Source organism: Paraburkholderia sartisoli (genome assembly GCF_900107685.1).
GTDB classification, from domain to species: Bacteria; Pseudomonadota; Gammaproteobacteria; order Burkholderiales; family Burkholderiaceae; genus Paraburkholderia; species Paraburkholderia sartisoli.
This window is the reverse complement of the sequence record NZ_FNRQ01000002.1, coordinates 564,445-580,051: the sequence shown is the minus strand read 5'-3', so window position 1 is coordinate 580,051 and position 15,607 is coordinate 564,445. Positions and strand designations below refer to the sequence as shown.

At 62.1% G+C, this 15,607-nt stretch carries 13 protein-coding genes; 7 read left to right on the top strand and 6 right to left on the bottom strand.

Annotation, left to right across the window (positions count from 1 at the left end; all coding sequences use genetic code 11):
* The first annotated feature begins 4 nt into the window (after positions 1 to 4).
* From BLV45_RS09845 to BLV45_RS09830, 4 genes are all read left to right on the top strand, one after another.
* On the top strand, positions 5 to 901 hold the full coding sequence (locus BLV45_RS09845; RefSeq protein ID WP_090532858.1) for an NAD-dependent epimerase/dehydratase family protein: 897 nt from the start codon (positions 5 to 7) through the stop codon (positions 899 to 901).
* Between the two features lie 166 nt (positions 902 to 1,067).
* Complete coding sequence (locus BLV45_RS09840; protein ID WP_090532240.1) at positions 1,068 to 2,366, top strand: ABC transporter substrate-binding protein; 1,299 nt, start codon at positions 1,068 to 1,070, stop codon at positions 2,364 to 2,366.
* 32 nt (positions 2,367 to 2,398) lie between these two features.
* Positions 2,399 to 3,268 (top strand): branched-chain amino acid ABC transporter permease, encoded by an 870-nt coding sequence (locus tag BLV45_RS09835; protein WP_090532239.1) that lies wholly within the window; start codon positions 2,399 to 2,401, stop codon positions 3,266 to 3,268.
* A complete protein-coding gene (locus BLV45_RS09830; protein ID WP_090532237.1) occupies positions 3,265 to 5,805 on the top strand; it encodes a branched-chain amino acid ABC transporter ATP-binding protein/permease in 2,541 nt (846 codons plus the stop codon). Before BLV45_RS09835 ends, BLV45_RS09830 begins: the two co-directional genes overlap by 4 nt.
* A 195-nt stretch (positions 5,806 to 6,000) precedes the next feature.
* Here BLV45_RS09830 and BLV45_RS09825 read toward each other — a convergent pair whose 3' ends face one another.
* From BLV45_RS09825 to BLV45_RS09815, 3 genes are read right to left on the bottom strand one after another with little or no spacing between them, the layout of a single operon-like run.
* Positions 6,001 to 6,432, bottom strand: coding sequence for a carboxymuconolactone decarboxylase family protein (locus BLV45_RS09825; RefSeq protein WP_090532235.1), 432 nt, complete (start codon positions 6,430 to 6,432; stop codon positions 6,001 to 6,003).
* 51 nt (positions 6,433 to 6,483) lie between these two features.
* The gene (locus BLV45_RS09820; protein ID WP_090532233.1) at positions 6,484 to 7,128 is read right to left on the bottom strand and encodes an FMN-dependent NADH-azoreductase; all 645 of its coding nucleotides are present in this window, start codon (positions 7,126 to 7,128) and stop codon (positions 6,484 to 6,486) included.
* On the bottom strand, positions 7,125 to 7,583 hold the full coding sequence (locus tag BLV45_RS09815; RefSeq protein ID WP_218133538.1) for a GNAT family N-acetyltransferase: 459 nt from the start codon (positions 7,581 to 7,583) through the stop codon (positions 7,125 to 7,127). Before BLV45_RS09815 ends, BLV45_RS09820 begins: the two co-directional genes overlap by 4 nt.
* 90 nt (positions 7,584 to 7,673) lie before the next feature.
* Here BLV45_RS09815 and pdxR point away from each other — a divergent pair, with 90 nt between their 5' ends.
* Positions 7,674 to 9,086 (top strand): MocR-like pyridoxine biosynthesis transcription factor PdxR, encoded by a 1,413-nt coding sequence (gene pdxR / locus BLV45_RS09810; RefSeq protein WP_090532229.1) that lies wholly within the window; start codon positions 7,674 to 7,676, stop codon positions 9,084 to 9,086.
* A 709-nt stretch (positions 9,087 to 9,795) separates the two neighbouring features.
* Here the strand turns inward: pdxR and BLV45_RS09805 are convergent.
* On the bottom strand, positions 9,796 to 10,713 hold the full coding sequence (locus tag BLV45_RS09805) for a LysR family transcriptional regulator (protein ID WP_090532227.1): 918 nt from the start codon (positions 10,711 to 10,713) through the stop codon (positions 9,796 to 9,798).
* A 124-nt stretch (positions 10,714 to 10,837) separates the two neighbouring features.
* Here BLV45_RS09805 and BLV45_RS09800 point away from each other — a divergent pair, with 124 nt between their 5' ends.
* Positions 10,838 to 11,554, top strand: coding sequence for an SDR family NAD(P)-dependent oxidoreductase (locus BLV45_RS09800; protein WP_090532225.1), 717 nt, complete (start codon positions 10,838 to 10,840; stop codon positions 11,552 to 11,554).
* A 317-nt stretch (positions 11,555 to 11,871) separates the two neighbouring features.
* Positions 11,872 to 12,729, top strand: coding sequence for a PA4780 family RIO1-like protein kinase (locus BLV45_RS09795; protein ID WP_090532856.1), 858 nt, complete (start codon positions 11,872 to 11,874; stop codon positions 12,727 to 12,729).
* Positions 12,730 to 12,849: 120 nt separating this feature from the next.
* Here the strand turns inward: BLV45_RS09795 and BLV45_RS09790 are convergent, their stop codons facing one another.
* Together BLV45_RS09790 and BLV45_RS09785 are read right to left on the bottom strand one after the other, a co-directional pair.
* Positions 12,850 to 13,113, bottom strand: coding sequence for a DUF2249 domain-containing protein (locus tag BLV45_RS09790; RefSeq protein ID WP_090532223.1), 264 nt, complete (start codon positions 13,111 to 13,113; stop codon positions 12,850 to 12,852).
* Between the two features lie 115 nt (positions 13,114 to 13,228).
* The gene (locus BLV45_RS09785; protein WP_090532221.1) at positions 13,229 to 15,556 is read right to left on the bottom strand and encodes a nitric-oxide reductase large subunit; all 2,328 of its coding nucleotides are present in this window, start codon (positions 15,554 to 15,556) and stop codon (positions 13,229 to 13,231) included.
* Positions 15,557 to 15,607 lie beyond the last annotated feature (51 nt).

Below are 15,607 nucleotides of genomic sequence, written 5' to 3'. Positions count from 1 at the left end.
GACGATGCGGGTGCTGGTGACGGGAGGGAGCGGCTTTCTTGCCGCATGGGTCATGCGACGGCTGCTGGCGCGAAATGTCAGCTTGAGGGCGTTCGACTTGCGCAGCGACGCGCGCCTGCTGGGCGAACTCGCGCCGCGGCAGGCAGGCGAAGTGGAATGGATGACGGGCGACATTTCTGTCGCCAGCGATGTGACGCGCGCGCTGCAGGGTTGCGACGGCGTCATTCATCTGGCCGGCGTGCTGACGCCCGGTTGCGCGAGCGACCCCGTACGCGGCGCGCAAATCAATCTGATCGGCACGCTGAACGTGTTCGATGCCGCGCGTGCGGCGGGTTTACGCAGCGTGCTTTACGCGAGCAGCGCCGGCGTTTTCGGCCCCGACGACGGCGCGCAGCCGCATCCCGAGACGCACTACGGCGCCTTCAAGCTGGCGTGCGAGGGCTCGGCGCGGGCGTACTGGAACGACTGCGGCATCGCGAGCATCGGTTTCCGGCCGCTTGTCGTTTATGGCGCGGGGCGCGAGAGCGGATCGAGCGCGGGGCCGAGTCTCGCGTGCCGCGCCGCGGCGCGTGGCGAGCAATACACGATTCCGTTCACGGGATCGACGGGCCTCGTTTTCGCCGACGATGTGGCCGCCGCGTACGAAGCGGCGCTCTTCACGACAGCGCCAGGCGCCCACGTGTTTACGCTCGCCGGCGAGATCGCATCGGTCGACACGGTGATCGCGCAGATCTCCGCGCTGGCGCCCGGCGCTCGCCTTGACGCCAGCGGGTCAGCATTGCCCATCGCCACGGAATTTCCGGACGACCCCATGCTCGCCCGTCTGCTTCCCGGGTTACCCGCGACTTCGCTGGAAGAGGGATTGCGGCAGACGATCGCGTTCTACCGCACACGGCAGTAGACGGCGTTCGACCTGCCCGCACGGATCTCGCATATTCATGAAAACCCTGTAAGGGTTCGAAATTGTTGAATATTATTCCAGTTGAAATTAATATTCGCAAAAATCACATCGGCAGCAACACTACTTAGCTGACATCCAGTGGATGTGCAACCAGGAGCGGAGACAGATGAGCCAGGACCACGGTGAAGACATGAAAGACAGCGACGCCACGCGCGAGACTTCGGGCGGCATGACGCGACGCAGCTGGCTGACGGCGGCGGGCAAGACGCTCGCGAGCGGCGCGGCGGTGCTGGCCGCACCAGCATTCGTGCGGGCACAGGGTGAACAGCCGCTGAAGCTGGGTCTCGTGATGGCGAAGCAGGGCGTGTGGACGGAACAGGGCGAGATGATCGCGAACGGCGTGAAGCTCGCGCTCGCCGACGCCGGCAACCAGGTGCGCGGCCGTCGCGTCGATCTGATCTGGTACGACGAACCGAACCCGCAATCGGCACAGCAGAACATGCAGAAGCTCGTCGACGAGGACAAGGTCGTCGCGGTGATCGGCGGCACCAATAGCGGCACGTCGCTCGCGATGGCCTCGGTGGCGAATCGCGCGAAAATGCCCTATATCGCACCGAACGCGGCGGCCCGTGAACTGACCGGCAGCAGCTGCAACCCCTACACGTTCCGCACGCTCGCGCCGACGCCGGTGACGTGCCGCGCGCTCGCGCCGTCGCTCCTCGCGAAGGGCAAGCGCTGGCACTTCCTCGTCGCGAACTACGCGTATGGGCAGGACATCCAGCGCTCCATGTCGGACCTGCTGAAGGAAGCGGGCGGCACCATGACGGGCGCGGACGTCTCGCCGCTGAACACCACGGATTTCAGCTCCTTCATCCTCAAGATCCGCCAGTCGAAGCCGGACGTCGTGGTGCTGGGCCTGCCCGGCGGCGACCTGTCGACGTTCCTCAAGCAGTACGCCGAAATGGGCCTCAAGGGGACGATTCCGGTGGCGTGTCCGATCATCGGCGACTCGGACCTCTGGTCGATCAGTCCCGACGCCGCGACCGGCTACTACGGCAAGCCGTGGCACTTCAGCTCACCGGGCCATACGCCTGCCGAGGTCGCATTCATCAAGAACTACACGGCGAAGTACGGCAAGCCGCCCGCCGACAAGGCGTGGATTGGCTGGTTCGCCGCACGCGGGCTGCTGGAGGGTATCAAGCAGGCGAAGAGCACGGGCGGCGCGGACATCGCGGCGAGCCTCGAAACCGTCAGGCTGGACGACGGCGCGATGCCTGCCTATTACCGTTCGTGGGACCACCAGATGGTCCGTCGCTGGACCGTGTTCAAGGTCAAGGACCACATCACCGACAAGTGGGACTGGCTCGATCAGGTGTCGGTCGTGCCGAAGAACCCCGCTGATCTCGACAAGCTGTACGGAACACGCCAGGAAATCGGCTGCAACATGCCGCCGCGTCAGGCCTGATTCTTCAAGCACGCTGGTACCGGAGTACGGACATGGCAGAAATTGTCTTGTCCCAGATCGCCAATGGGTTGGTGCTGGGATTTCTTTACGTGTTGCTCGCGATCGGACTGTCGATCATTTGCGGGTTGCTCGGGATCGTCAACTTCGCGCACGGGGCGCTGTTCGCGCTCGGCGCGTACTTCGCGATCGCGCTGTCGACGCAGTTCGGCTGGTGGTCGGTCGTGCTCGCGCCCGTTCTGGTCGCCGCGGCCGGCATGCTGATCGAGGTGATCTTCATCCGCAGGCTATATGGCAAGGAGCCGCTGCTGGGGCTGATCGTGACGTTCGCGCTGTCCCTGCTACTGACCGCGCTGATCCGGCTCGTGTGGGGTTCGGGCGGCTTGCCGTTCAGTCCGCCGGCCGCGCTGTCGGGCCTCTTCGTTTATGGACCGCTCCTGCTGACGAAATACCGCCTGTTCGTGCTCGTCACGACGGTCGTGATTCTGCTCGCGTTGTGGTGGTTCCTCAAATTCACGCCGTACGGCCGCATCCTGCGCGCCGGCAGTCGTGATCCGGAGATGGTCGGCCTGCTCGGCATCAACCTGCCGCGTGTCCTGACCGGTGCGTTTGGTCTTGGCGCGTTGCTGGCCGGTGCCGCCGGCCTGCTCGCGGCACCGCTCCTGACCGTCACGCCGAGCATGGCGACGGCCGCCGTGATGCCGGCGTTCGTGATCGTCACCATCGGCGGTCTCGGCTCTTTCGCGGGCGCGGTGGTGGCGGGTCTGCTGGTGGGTATCGTCACGGCGCTGGCCGTGCAGTTCTTCCCCGAAGGTTCGTCGGTCGCGATGTATGTGCTGATGGCGCTCGTGCTGCTCGTGCGTCCTCGCGGGCTCTTCGGTGAACGTTGGGAGCGCTTCGAATGAACTTCAAACTCGTATCCCGGCATCCGGTCGCGCTGCTCGCGATCTGCCTCGCCGTCGTCTCGGCGTTGCTCGCACTGACCGGCACGCCGCTCGAGCGTGCCACGCAAGTGGCGATCTACGCGCTGTACGGCATGGGCGTGAACCTGCTGGTCGCGTACACCGGCCTCGTGCCGTTCGGCGCGTCGGTGTTCTTCGGCACGTCGACGTATCTCGTCGCCGTGTCGTTGCAGCACTATGTTCACAACGAAGTGCTCGCCCTGGCGTTGAGCGTCGTGCTCACGGCGGTGATGGCGTTGCTGATCGGCGCGATCGTGCTGAAACGGCGAGGGCTCTATTTCTCGCTGCTCACGCTCGCATGCTCGCAGATCGCCTTTGAGATCGCGTTCAAATGGACCGACGTGACCGGCGGCGAAAACGGCTTGCAGGACGTGCCGCGTCCGATGTTCGCGACCTTCCCGGCGTTCCACGTGTTTGCCTGCGTGACGGTGGTGGCGGTCGCATGGGCGTTGTGGCGGCTGGTTCACTCGCCGTTCGGCCGCGCGTTGCAGGCGCTGCGCGACAACGAGCAACGCGCGTCGAGCCTTGGCTATGACACGTATCGCCTGAAGCTTTTTTCGTTTGTCATCTCGGCGGCGATCATCGGTTATGCCGGTGGCCTGCTCTGTCTGATGCTGCAAGGCGCGTATGCGAACAACCTGAGCTGGGAACATGCGGGCGACAGCCTGCTCATGACCGTGCTCGGTGGCGTGCATCAGTTCCTTGGGCCGCTGTGGGGTGCGATCGCCTTCATCCTGCTCGAAGACAAGCTGAGCGGCCTGACTGAACATTGGTGGCTGCTGTTCGCGCCGATCATCATCGCGTTCGCGTTCTTTTCGCCGGAAGGGATTCAGGGGCTGGTCCAGCGTTTTCTGAAGAAGCCGCGCTGGACGCTCGTGCGCGACACGATTCCCGCGCGTCCCGCTGTCATCGAGCCGTACCGGAGCACACGTATCGACGTCGACCCGAATACGCCGATTCTGTCGGTACGCGGTCTGTCGAAGCAGTTCGGCTCGCTCGTCACCGCCGACAAGATCGACCTCGACGTGTTTCCGTACCGTCTGCACAGCTTCATCGGTCCGAACGGCGCGGGCAAGACCACGTTCTTCAACATGCTGACAGGCGTGCTGCAGCCAACGGCCGGACGCATCATCTTCGACGGCCAGGATGTGACGCGCCTCGCGATGTTCAGGCGTGTGCGTCTGGGTATGAGCCGCTCCTTCCAGATTCTGAGCGTGTTCCGTAACCTGACGGTGTTCGAGAACGTGCGCGTGGCCGTGCAGGCCGTCGAGCGCGGACGCCTCGGCATGTGGCTCGATGCACATGGTTCCGGGGCACAGAATGCCCGCACGTGGTCGCTGCTTGCGGCGGTTGGACTCGTCGGCAAGGCGGGCGCGACGTGCGAGAACCTGTCGCATGGCGAGCAGCGTCTGCTTGAGATCGCCATCTCTCTTGCGACTCAGGCAAAGGTCCTTCTGCTGGACGAGCCGCTCGCGGGCCTCGCGGAAGCGGACCGTGAAATCGTCGCGAAGATCATTCGCGAGCTGGCAAATCATCATGCGGTGGTGCTGATCGAACATGACATCGATCGCGTGCTGGCGATCTCCGACCGCATCAGCGTGCTGCATCGCGGGCATCTGATCGCCGACGGCGCACCGGCAGAAGTGGCGGCCCACCCGGAAGTGATCGAGGCATACATGGGGCGCTCGAAGTTGACGGTCCCGGCCAGCGAGCGCGTGACCACGCGTGTGACGCGCGCAGCCGCGACGAAACCGCTCCTCACGATCAGGAACCTGAAGGCCGGTTACGGCGGCAATACGATTCTCGACGGCCTCGACCTGACGTTGAACGAAGGCGAAGTGGTGGCTATTCTCGGCCGCAATGGCGTAGGCAAGACGACTACATTGCGCGCGGCCACGGGCGTCGTGCAGATCAATTCCGGATCGATCATGTTCGACGGGCACGACATCACGAACAAGCCGAGCCATGTGATCAACCGGCTCGGTCTGGCGATGGTGCCCGAAGGAAGGCGGCTCTTTCCGAACCTGACGGTCTACGAGAACCTGCGGCTTGCGGCGCGCAAGGGCGGCGCGAGTGTCGACGAAATCTATGCGCTCTTTCCGCGTCTCGCGAACCGCAAGGACACACGTGCCGAGAACCTTTCGGGCGGCGAGCGGCAGATGGTGGCGATCGCGCGCGCCTTGATGGCGCCGGCCAGGGCGATTCTGCTGGACGAACCGTTCGAAGGACTCGCGCCGGCTGTCGTGCAGGAGGTGCTCGATGCAGTGGTGCGTCTACGCGAGCGCGCGAGTGTGATCATCGTCGAGCATCAGGCGGACATGGTCTTGCCGATCGCGGACCGCGTCTATGTTCTCGTCAACGGACGTGTGGCGTATCAGGACACCGCCGAAGCGCTGGAGCGTGACGAGTTCACGCAGGCAAGGCTGCTGGGCGTCATGCATGACGACGCGGCGCCCCATCCCGAAGCCAGGACGGCGTGATGACCGGATCCTGGGGGTCGCCGTACTGTGACGGCGGCTTCCAGGACGACAGCCGGATCATGCATGCGGGTATTGAAGGCCATGCCGGCATGGCAATCGCCCAGTCGGTTCCGCGGCTAACCCTCTCTCACAGGAAACCCTGGTCGAGGCGGTGAGCGTTTTTCGCTGACGCGGCGCAGGCGACGCGCCTGCTTCCTACAGCAGCATGCCAATGGCGAGACGATTGAACGCATTCATCAACGAGATGGCGAATGTCAGATCCGAGATTTCCGTATCGGAGAAGAGTGCCTTCAGCGGGGCATAGCGTTCGTCGGGCGCACCTTGTTCTGCGACGTGCGTCAACGTCTCTGCCCATGCGAGCGCGGCGCGTTCCCGTGCATCGAACAGCTCGCTGACGCGCCAGCCCGCGAGCTGGTCGAGCTTGCGTTGCGTGACACCGGAATCACGGAGCGTCGACGCATGCTTGCCCAGACAGAATGCGCAGCCATTGATCTGCGAGATGCGCAGATAGATCAGTTCGACCATTGGCCGGCCGAGGCTGCTGTCGGAAAGCGCGTTGCTTGTCGCCAGAAGACCTTGATAGGCGGCCGGAGATAGTGTCGAAAAAGGAAGACGAAGCTGGCTCATGATCGGACTCTGAAAGCGTGAAAAAAGTGGAGAAGAGGTGAAGCAAAAAATTCACGTCGATGAAACCAGTGCGTTCGACAGTGGTTCGACACCGGCAAAGAGCGGCGTTTGTGATAGCTGTTCGTGCGCGCTGGCAAATGCGGTCGCCACCGCTTCCTCACCGCCGACCAACCCCTGCAGATAGATGAAGTGGCAGTCACGGATGCCGATTGTCCGCAATGCAAGTCTCAGGTAGTCGGACAGGCAATCAGGCTGTCGGGCCTGCGGTCCCTGGTGAAATCCACCGGAACTGACGATGATGTAGGTGGGACGATCGGCTAGCAGCCCGACCTTGCCGTCGGGTCCTGGCGCGAAAGAGCGTCCAATCCGGAGCACGTAATCGATCCACAGCTTGAGCGCTGCCGGCACGGTGAAGTTATGCATCGGCGTTGCGATCAGCAGGTGGTTGCTGCGCTCCAGCTCGGCAATCAGGTGTTCCGAGTGCAGAAAGGCGGGATCATCTGCTGGCGTGTGTCTGGCGACCGCCGCCCCGTATGCGGCGCTTAGCGGTGGCAGCGGGTTCGCCGCGAGATCGCGTCGGTTCACGCGGGTCGCCGGATGCCTTTTGCCAAACCCTTCGAGCAGCGCCTCGGCAAAACGGTGCGCGGCTGAAGTGCGTTGATTCGGGCTCGCGCTTAAAAATAAAAAGTCGTTCATGCCGCACCCTTTGTAGTTGCGCCCAACGCCTCGACAAAATGCATGCCGCGCGCGAGCAGGCCCTGACGGAAGTAGAAGCGCTGCGCCAACGCCATATGAAGGCCGGTATCGAGGACAAGATGCTGACACCCCAGGCGGGTCGCTTCGTTGCGCACCGCCGTGACGAGCGTTGCACCGAGGCCGCGCTGACGCTCACCTGTGTCGATTACCAGATCGTCGACATAGACAAAGCGGCCGTACAGCAGGTTTTCCATCTCGCGATAACCGATCAGACCCACAATCTGCTCACCCATGCATGCACCGAGCAGCCGGTATCCGTGCATGTACTGACGCGCGAGCTGTTCGCCAAACGCAATCGGGTCGGTCAGATGAGGCCGTAGCTCGCGCATCAGCGCGAAGCCTCTTTGCTGCAGCACAGGGTTGTCCAGTTCCCGAAGTTCCATGACTGGCGCCATCGCTATCCCTCTTCATTCGTCATCGTTGACGTACTTTAAGCGATTGATGTCATACACTACAGGGTCAAGAAATATGAATTTGAGTGGGACATGACTCTGCCATTTAGCCCCATCAATGCCGCCGCGGACAGTCCGATCTATCGCCAGATCTACCTGCGCATTCGCCAATCCATCGCGGATGGCGTGTTGCGGCCGGGAGATCGCGTGCCGTCGGTGCGGGGACTGGCGTCGGAATTGAACCTGGCACGCGGTACCGTCGAATCGGCGTATCAGCTTCTGATCGGCGAGGGCTATCTGATTGCTCGTGGGCCAGCAGGGACGGTGGTGTCACCGCAGATCAGGTTACCTGAGCCGGCCGGGCAGGCCGTCGTCGTGCCAGAAACCGTGCCGTCGCTGACGCATACCGGCTTGATGCCGCTGCCGCTTGAAATGGGCCTTCCCGCGCTGGATGTTTTCCCACGAACGGTCTGGAACCGGCTGGCCGCGCGTGAGATGCGGCAAAGCGGCCTGCACGATCTGATTTATCCCGATTCACAGGGTTATGCGCCGCTGCGCGCGGCCATTGCCGGGTATTTAGGCGTTTCGCGTGGTGTTGCCTGCTCGCCGGACCAGGTTTTTATTTGCGCCGGATATCGCGCCAGTCTGAATTTGATCTGTCATGGCGTACTGCGCCATGGAGACACAGGCTGGTTCGAAGATCCCGGCTATCTCATCGCGCGGCGCTTCCTGATCGAGGCGGGAATGACATTGCTGCCGGTTCCCGTCGATGACGACGGCCTGGACGTCGAGGCCGGTATAAAAATGGCCGCGAATGCACGTTTTGCGGTGGTCACGCCCAGTCACCAAAGTCCGTTGGGCGTGTCGTTATCCCTTTCACGCAGACACGCGTTGCTGGACTGGGCGAGAGCCGGCGACCGCTGGATTATCGAAGACGATTACGACGGTGAATTCCGGTATCGCGGGCGACCTCTTCCCGCTTTAAAAAGTCTTGATACCGCCGGGTCAGGGCGCGTGCTGTACACGGGCACGTTTAGCAAGGTGCTCGCGCCGGGGCTGCGTCTGTCGTATCTGGTCGTGCCGCAAGAGCAGGTCGTCCGGTTCGCCGAAACCGCTGGCCGAATGCAGAATCAGTGTCCGCGTTTGCTACAGGCGACCCTGGCAAGGTTTATCGAAGAGGGCGCTTTTGCGAGGCATATCCGCAAGATGCGGAGCATCTACGCGGATCGTCGCACGACGCTCGCGGATGCGCTGAGCGCCGCATTGGAACCGCGCGCGCAACTTCGTATGCAAGCCGGTGGCATGCATCTTCTTGCGATGCTCGACAACGGATCGGACGATGGCGCGATTGCGATGCGTGCGCGAAGCCTTGGACTATCGGTGCAGGCGTTGTCGGCCTGGTACGCCGAAGCAACATCGAGACGGGGACTGTTGATTGGGTTCACCAATGTCAGGTCCAGCCAGGAGGCGAGCGCGTTGTCCCGGACGCTCGCCAGTGCTCTCTGACCAGGGTCTGCTTATGCTGTCGTGTTCGCCAGCAACGCTCCGCATCGGTCGACTCGCCTGGACGACACGGCGTATGGGATGCACACATGGTGTCAACGAGCAGCGGGTGCGCGACGTAATGACCGCTGACGCCGGCGGGGATCAGCGCGAACGGGATGCTGCGCAAACCGCCAGACGAGCGCGGCGGTTTGCGCAGGTGACTCAACATCAGGTTAGGTCGGGTAGTACCGATCAGGCTGCTTTTGCCGCTTGCTCCTTTGCCAGAAGCCGCTGCGCGACGCGATCGCCATGGCCGGCCTCTTTCGCTGTTTGAACAGATGTCTCAGTCGCCTCAGCCAGCGCCGCACGCGCAGCATTGCTAATGCTGACCTCATACGATGCGTGAGCGGAAGCCGTCGACGAAGACGCCGTGCTGGATGACGAGGTTCCGGCTGCCGACTGCGTACCTTGAGCTGTCGTGTTCGACGCGACCTGCTGCGCCGAATGCTGCCCCACTGCCTGTATTGACATAGTTACCTCCAAAAAATTACGCCGTATTTCCGGCATCATTCTTATCGGCAAACGCAGGTGGTTGCTTTAGAACTATGTTTTTTCCAGATCGGGTCTCATTTAAGCATCCCTTAATGTGCAGAGGCGGCGTTCAGGGTAGGCGGGTGGCTGGTGGAATATCTCCGCTTCACAGCGATGACGTGTCGTGGCTCACCATGGCTCATGGACCAGCATTTTTGCAAATAGCAAAGAGGGTATCGCGCAGCCAGCGATGGGCAGGATCAGCATGGAGGCGAGGATGCCAGATGGCCGACACGCTGATCCCGGGCGTTCGTACCGGGAGTTCAAAGAACTGAACGCCCGCACTACCCACATGATCGCCCAGCAAGGCACTCCCCAGGCATGAATGCGGGACGAGCCCGAGAAGATCCGAATGGCGTGCGATCTGCATTGCGTTGGCATAGGTGAGCACGACCATGGCAATGGTTCTGCGCAGACTCAACTGGCCCAGCGCATCGTCTACCGGGCCGGAGAATTGCCGTTTGCGCGACACCACCACGTGCGGGTAGCTGGCGTAGCGTTTCGCAGTCACCCTTGTCAAAAGAGGGTGCCCAGTTCGACAAATGCCCACGAACCGGTCGCGAAACAGCAACCGCGTCCTCAGTTCCGGCGCGGTGGTTCCGGGTACGCCGACCTCCAGGTCAATCATGCCTTCCCGAAGTGGCCGCGCATCCTTGTCAGGCTTTGACACGAACCGGATACGGACGTGGGGCGCGGTTTCGGTGATCGCGGCCATGAGCGATGCGCCGACCAGTTCGACGAAGCCGTCATTCGCACGAATCGTGAACGTCCGCTCCAGTGTGGCAACGTCCAGGGTGCTGTTGACGGGTTGAAGCACGGCTCTCGCGTTTCGGGCAAGTTCATGGACGTGCTCGCTGAGTTGCTCTGCATACGGTGTCGGAACCAGCGTTCGGCCCGCCAGCACGAGCAACTGATCCCCTGTCGCTATCCGCAGTCTCGAAAGCGTCCTGCTCATGGCAGAGGGACTCAAGCCGAGTCGGTGCGCGGCCCTGGTCACGCTGCACTCGGCGAGCAATACATCCAGCGCGGCGAGGAGATTCAAGTCCACGTCTTGCATATCACGTCGCTCCTTGCATTGACTATCCGTTGATTTTCATGCAATCAATTATTGCATCCCACGCGTCTGGTGCAATGATGGATCTTCCACCAGAATCAGGGCTGTTCAATCTCAAGGAATCTTGATGAAACACTCAAGTGGCGACAGGACCCCCACCATTCTGCTCATCGGCGCATCGCGTGGCCTCGGACACGCCATGGCCGCCGAATTCCTGAAAAAGGGGTGGAACGTCACCGGCACCACGCGATCGGGCGAAGGCCGAACTCAACTGCATGACCTGGCCGACGAGAACCCGGGCCGCGTCGAGGTCGAGACCGTCGACATCTGCGAACCGGAGCAGATCGCGGCACTCCGTGCCCGCTTGTCGGGCCGCGTGTTCGACATCCTGTTCGTGAACGCCGGCACCGCCAATGCGAATCCGGATGACACTATCGCTGAAGTATCCACCGGGGAGTTCATCCGCGTGATGGTCACGAATGCACTTGGCCCGATGCGTATCGTCGAGGCGCTGCAGGATCTTGTTCCCCATGACGGCCTCATCGGCGTCATGTCGTCGGGGCAGGGCAGCATCGCCAGCAATACTAGCGGTGGGTTTGAAGTCTATCGCGGCAGCAAGTCGGCGCTGAACCAGTACATGCGAAGCTACGCTGCTCGCCATGCAGGTGAGCCACGCGCCCTGGTGCTGATGGCTCCGGGCTGGATTCGCACGGCACTGGGCGGTCCGAACGCGCCGTTCGGCCTTGAGGAAACCATTCCGGACATCGTGAACACGCTGCTCTCGAAGCGGGGAAAACCTGGCCTCGAGTACCTCGACCGCAAGGGCCGCACTGTCCCGTGGTGAACGGCGGCTCAGCCGTGAAACTGATGGCCCAGGATCGAACGGCAGAGTTGGGTCGCGTGCTACCCGTCGGGTCGAACGGTGTGTGGTCTGGAACTTTGGAGACAATGCATCTACGCGGGCGCCACGAGATTTGCGGCGCCTCGTCCTCGCCGTCCCCTATAATCCGGCATGACTCCATTCGTTTCCCACGCAACACGCTTGCGACCGGCAGTACCGGTCGCCCGATTCACCGGTTTGTCGATCGTGCATGCCTCAGCGGGCCATTCGCCATCCACGCATGTGGAATGCGCATCCCACACGCCGCGACCGGCGGCCGCATGAAAATCCCCAAACGACTTGCGCCGCTTCTCGAAGAAGGACTCATCGACGAAGTGATCGGCCAGTTGATGAGCGGCAAGGAGGCAACGGTCTACGTCGTGCGCAGCGGCGAATCGACGCGTTGCGCAAAGGTCTACAAGGACGCGAAGCAGCGCAGTTTTCGACAGGCCGCTTCGTATCGGGACGGCCGCAAAGTCAAGAACAGCCGGCAGGCGCGTGCAATGGAAAAAGGCACGCGTTACGGACGTCAGATGCAGGAAGCCTCATGGCAGAACGCCGAAGTCGACGCGCTGTTCCGGCTCGCCAACGCAGGCGTGCGCGTGCCGCAGCCCTATATTTGTACTGATGGCGTGTTGCTGATGGAACTGGTGGTCGACGCAACGGGTGACGTCGCGCCACGGCTCAACGACGTCGATCTGACTGAAGCCCGCGCCGTCGAACTGCATGCACTGCTGCTCAATCAGGTTGTCCGCATGCTCTGCGCGGGCGTGATTCACGGCGACCTCTCGGAATACAACATCCTGCTGGCGGCGGATGGGCCGGTGATCATCGATCTGCCCCAGGCCGTCGATGCCGCCGGCAACAACGAAGCCGCCTCGATGCTCAAGCGTGACGTCGACAACCTGGCCGCGTACTTCGGACGGTTCGCACCGCACATACTCGCCACGCGTTATGGCACGGAGATCTGGACGCTCTTCGAAGCAGGCCAGTTGCATGTCGATGCCGAATTGACAGGCCGCATCGAAGTCGACACGCGACCGGTGGATCTCGATGGCGTGCTGCAGGAACTCGCTGACACGCGTCTTGAGGAAGATGCGCGAGTGCGGCGACATGTAAGCACATTTCGGCAACTGTAAGCAGCCCCCGGTTGCGCGACGGGTGTGAGCACGGAATAGAACAAGAGCGGAACCGCTGTAATGGCTGTAGCGGCAGCACCGATCCCCAGTATGGCAGCGGAGCCGCATGATCGTCATGGATCAGTCGAGCGCCGTCGCGGGTTTGCCAATCAGCACGCGCCACAGGTCGAGGGCACCCTTTTCGCCCTGCCACCAGAACCCGTTCGGCAGTTCGGCAGCAAACTCCTCGAGCAACGGCTCAGGATTGTGGTCCGACACGAGTTCGAGGGCCTGGCCGGGGGGCAGGCCGGCAAACGTGTCGAAAACCATTGAATGGCGCTCGCGCGGATCAACAGTGCCGAGGTCGAGAACGATCACGGCGGCAGGGATTGTTAGGGTAGACATATTCGTACTCCAGAATGAAACGAAAACACAATGAGATTCACGAAAAACCTCAATGCACAGGCCAGCGGAGCATCTCGCGAGCCGCGTCCCACGGCGGCATTCTCGTAAAGGGAGCTCATAACGGTCTCGCAGGTGTCACGGTGGACGACGAAGCGACGGCGCGGGTGGCCTTGCGCGCGGCGAGGAGTTTGACAATAAAGTCCCAGGCCATCAACAAGGCAGCAACGGCGAACACGATGTCACCCGGCATGCGCATCCATTGCCAGAAAGTGGTGGTGTTGTAGAACTCGAGACTTCGCGCATAGGCATAGCCGTGCGTGTAGGCCGCCTCCAGTTGCGGCCAGCCAATCGGGTAGAAGTTCATCACGATCCACATCACGAGGCCGGCGTTGTAGAGCCAGAACGCCCAGACTCCACACCGGTCGCTCCAGGGGCGGCTGCCGTTGAGATAGCGCAGCACCATGTATAGCAAGCCAATGGCGAGCAACCCGAAAGCGCCGAAGAGCGACGTGTGTGCGTGGTTCAGCGTGAGGAAGGTTCCGTGCTCGTAATAGTTGACCAGCGGCGCATTGAGCGTGCCCCCGCCGAACACACCGGCGCCCACGAAGTTCCAGAATGCCGAGCCGAGGATGTACAGGTAGGCAAGCCGGTACGGGAAATCCTTTTCGTGCCGGATGTGGCGCTGCTGCTCGATGGCTTCCAGCACCAGCAGGAAGAGCGGCAAGACCTCAATGAACGAAAACATGCTGCCAACGCCCACCCAGAGACCGGGTTCTCCCGCCCAGTACATATGATGACCAGTCCCGAGCACCCCGCCGATCAGAATCAGGATCCACTCGAACAACACCGCGCGCTCGACCATCTGTCGTGACACGAGCCCGAGCGCCATCAGGAAGTAGCCGGTCACTGCTGCCGTGAACAGCTCGAAGGCCAGTTCCACCCAGAGATGCACCACCCACCAGCGCCAGAAGTCGGTAATCGAGAACGACGGATTGGGTGAGCCGAGCGGAATCATGCCGAACACGTAAAGCACTGTGACACTCAGCGTGCTGATCCAAAGCAGGTGCTCGATCCGGAAAAGACCATAGAGTGTCCCGCCGCTCTGCCTGAACAGCGTCTTGAGCGTCGGCCAGAATGCACGCAGCAGTACCAGACACCAGACGGCCAGACCGATGAAGAAGAGAATCTGCCAGAAGCGACCGAGCTCGAGGTAAGACAGTCCCTGGTTGCCGAACCAGAACCAGTGCGCCTGGATCAGGCCCATCACCCCGAGGTAATCGCCCAGCAGTGCCCCGGCCACGATCACGACGAGTACCCAGAAAATCAGGTTGACCAACATCCGTTGTCCGGCCGGTTCACGTTTGCCGATCAGCGGCGCCAGGAACAGGCCGGCACCGATCCAGCTCACGCCGATCCAGACGATCGGCGCCTGCAGATGCACGCTGCGCAAGGCCGCAAACGGCAGCCACCTGTCGACCTCAATGCCATAGAAACTCGAGCGATCGGTGTAGTAGTGCGCCATGATCGAGCCCGCGAGGATCTGCACCAGCAGGACTGCGGCCACCACGAGAAAATACTTCCACAGTGCCCGTTGACTGGGTGTGGGCTCGTTGAAGCCCCGCAGCACCGGCTCGAACGTTTCGTTGCCGGCCTTCGGCTCGATCCAGAGGCGAAAGATCATCAGGACCGCGCCGATCGCGAAAAAGATCAGGACGAAGGACGCCCATGTCCATTCGAAGGTTGCTGCAGTGGGCGCATTGCCTACCAGCGGCTCGGCCGGCCAGTTGACGGTCCAGGAGTAGTTCTTGCCGGGGCGCCGTGCAACGGTCGTGAGCGACGAATAGAGCAGGAAATTCGCCGTCTGTGCGGCGCTGGACGCGTCGAGCGCACGCGCCCTCGTATACCCCTGCGCGAAATTGTCACTGAGCAGCGCCGCGCTGATGCGGTGTTGCAGCGTCTGAATCGCGTGTGCCACCTCGTCGGGAAGCACGATCTGCTGCCTGCTCAGATCGATACCCTGGAGTTGCGCCTGCATGGCGCGTGTGACACTTGCCTGCTGATCGGCCGTGACGGCGTCAAACGATTTGCCGTAGCGTGATAACGCCAGATCGTTCTGTACTTCCTTCGCCAACTGAACAAGGTATTCGGCGGTGAAGTCTTCGCCAAAGTAAGAACCCATGCCGTACAGGCTGCCGTAGTCCATCAGGTCGGCTTTCTGGAAGCCAGACTTGCCGGCAACGATGTCGGCGTAGCTCATTACCACGGTGCCGTGCGGCGTGACCATCTGCTGCGGCAGCGGCGCTGCCTGCTGATAGGTGGCACGCGTTGCCACGATCATGCCCGCCCAACAGAGCGTGGTGACAACGAGGAGAATCCAGATCAGCACCCGGCTGGTCCGGTCCTGCGGACGATTATCATCGGCGGAAAGTGTTTTCGTGTTCATGGTTGCATTCTGAGCAGTGCAGAGTTGCGTTTATTGACTGGATGACGGGCG

Bases quoted from the DNA above. Each gene is read 5' to 3' on its own strand.
- BLV45_RS09795 (WP_090532856.1), top strand. From the start codon at position 11,872: ATGAAAATCCCCAAACGACTTGCGCCGCTTCTCGAAGAAGGACTCATC.
- pdxR (WP_090532229.1), top strand. From the start codon at position 7,674: ATGACTCTGCCATTTAGCCCCATCAATGCCGCCGCGGACAGTCCGATC.
- BLV45_RS09800 (WP_090532225.1), top strand. From the start codon at position 10,838: ATGAAACACTCAAGTGGCGACAGGACCCCCACCATTCTGCTCATCGGC.
- BLV45_RS09840 (WP_090532240.1), top strand. From the start codon at position 1,068: ATGAGCCAGGACCACGGTGAAGACATGAAAGACAGCGACGCCACGCGC.
- BLV45_RS09785 (WP_090532221.1), bottom strand. From the start codon at position 15,556: ATGAACACGAAAACACTTTCCGCCGATGATAATCGTCCGCAGGACCGG.
- BLV45_RS09825 (WP_090532235.1), bottom strand. From the start codon at position 6,432: ATGAGCCAGCTTCGTCTTCCTTTTTCGACACTATCTCCGGCCGCCTAT.
- BLV45_RS09835 (WP_090532239.1), top strand. From the start codon at position 2,399: ATGGCAGAAATTGTCTTGTCCCAGATCGCCAATGGGTTGGTGCTGGGA.
- BLV45_RS09790 (WP_090532223.1), bottom strand. From the start codon at position 13,113: ATGTCTACCCTAACAATCCCTGCCGCCGTGATCGTTCTCGACCTCGGC.
- BLV45_RS09805 (WP_090532227.1), bottom strand. From the start codon at position 10,713: ATGCAAGACGTGGACTTGAATCTCCTCGCCGCGCTGGATGTATTGCTC.
- BLV45_RS09815 (WP_218133538.1), bottom strand. From the start codon at position 7,583: ATGGCGCCAGTCATGGAACTTCGGGAACTGGACAACCCTGTGCTGCAG.
- BLV45_RS09830 (WP_090532237.1), top strand. From the start codon at position 3,265: ATGAACTTCAAACTCGTATCCCGGCATCCGGTCGCGCTGCTCGCGATC.
- BLV45_RS09820 (WP_090532233.1), bottom strand. From the start codon at position 7,128: ATGAACGACTTTTTATTTTTAAGCGCGAGCCCGAATCAACGCACTTCA.
- BLV45_RS09845 (WP_090532858.1), top strand. From the start codon at position 5: ATGCGGGTGCTGGTGACGGGAGGGAGCGGCTTTCTTGCCGCATGGGTC.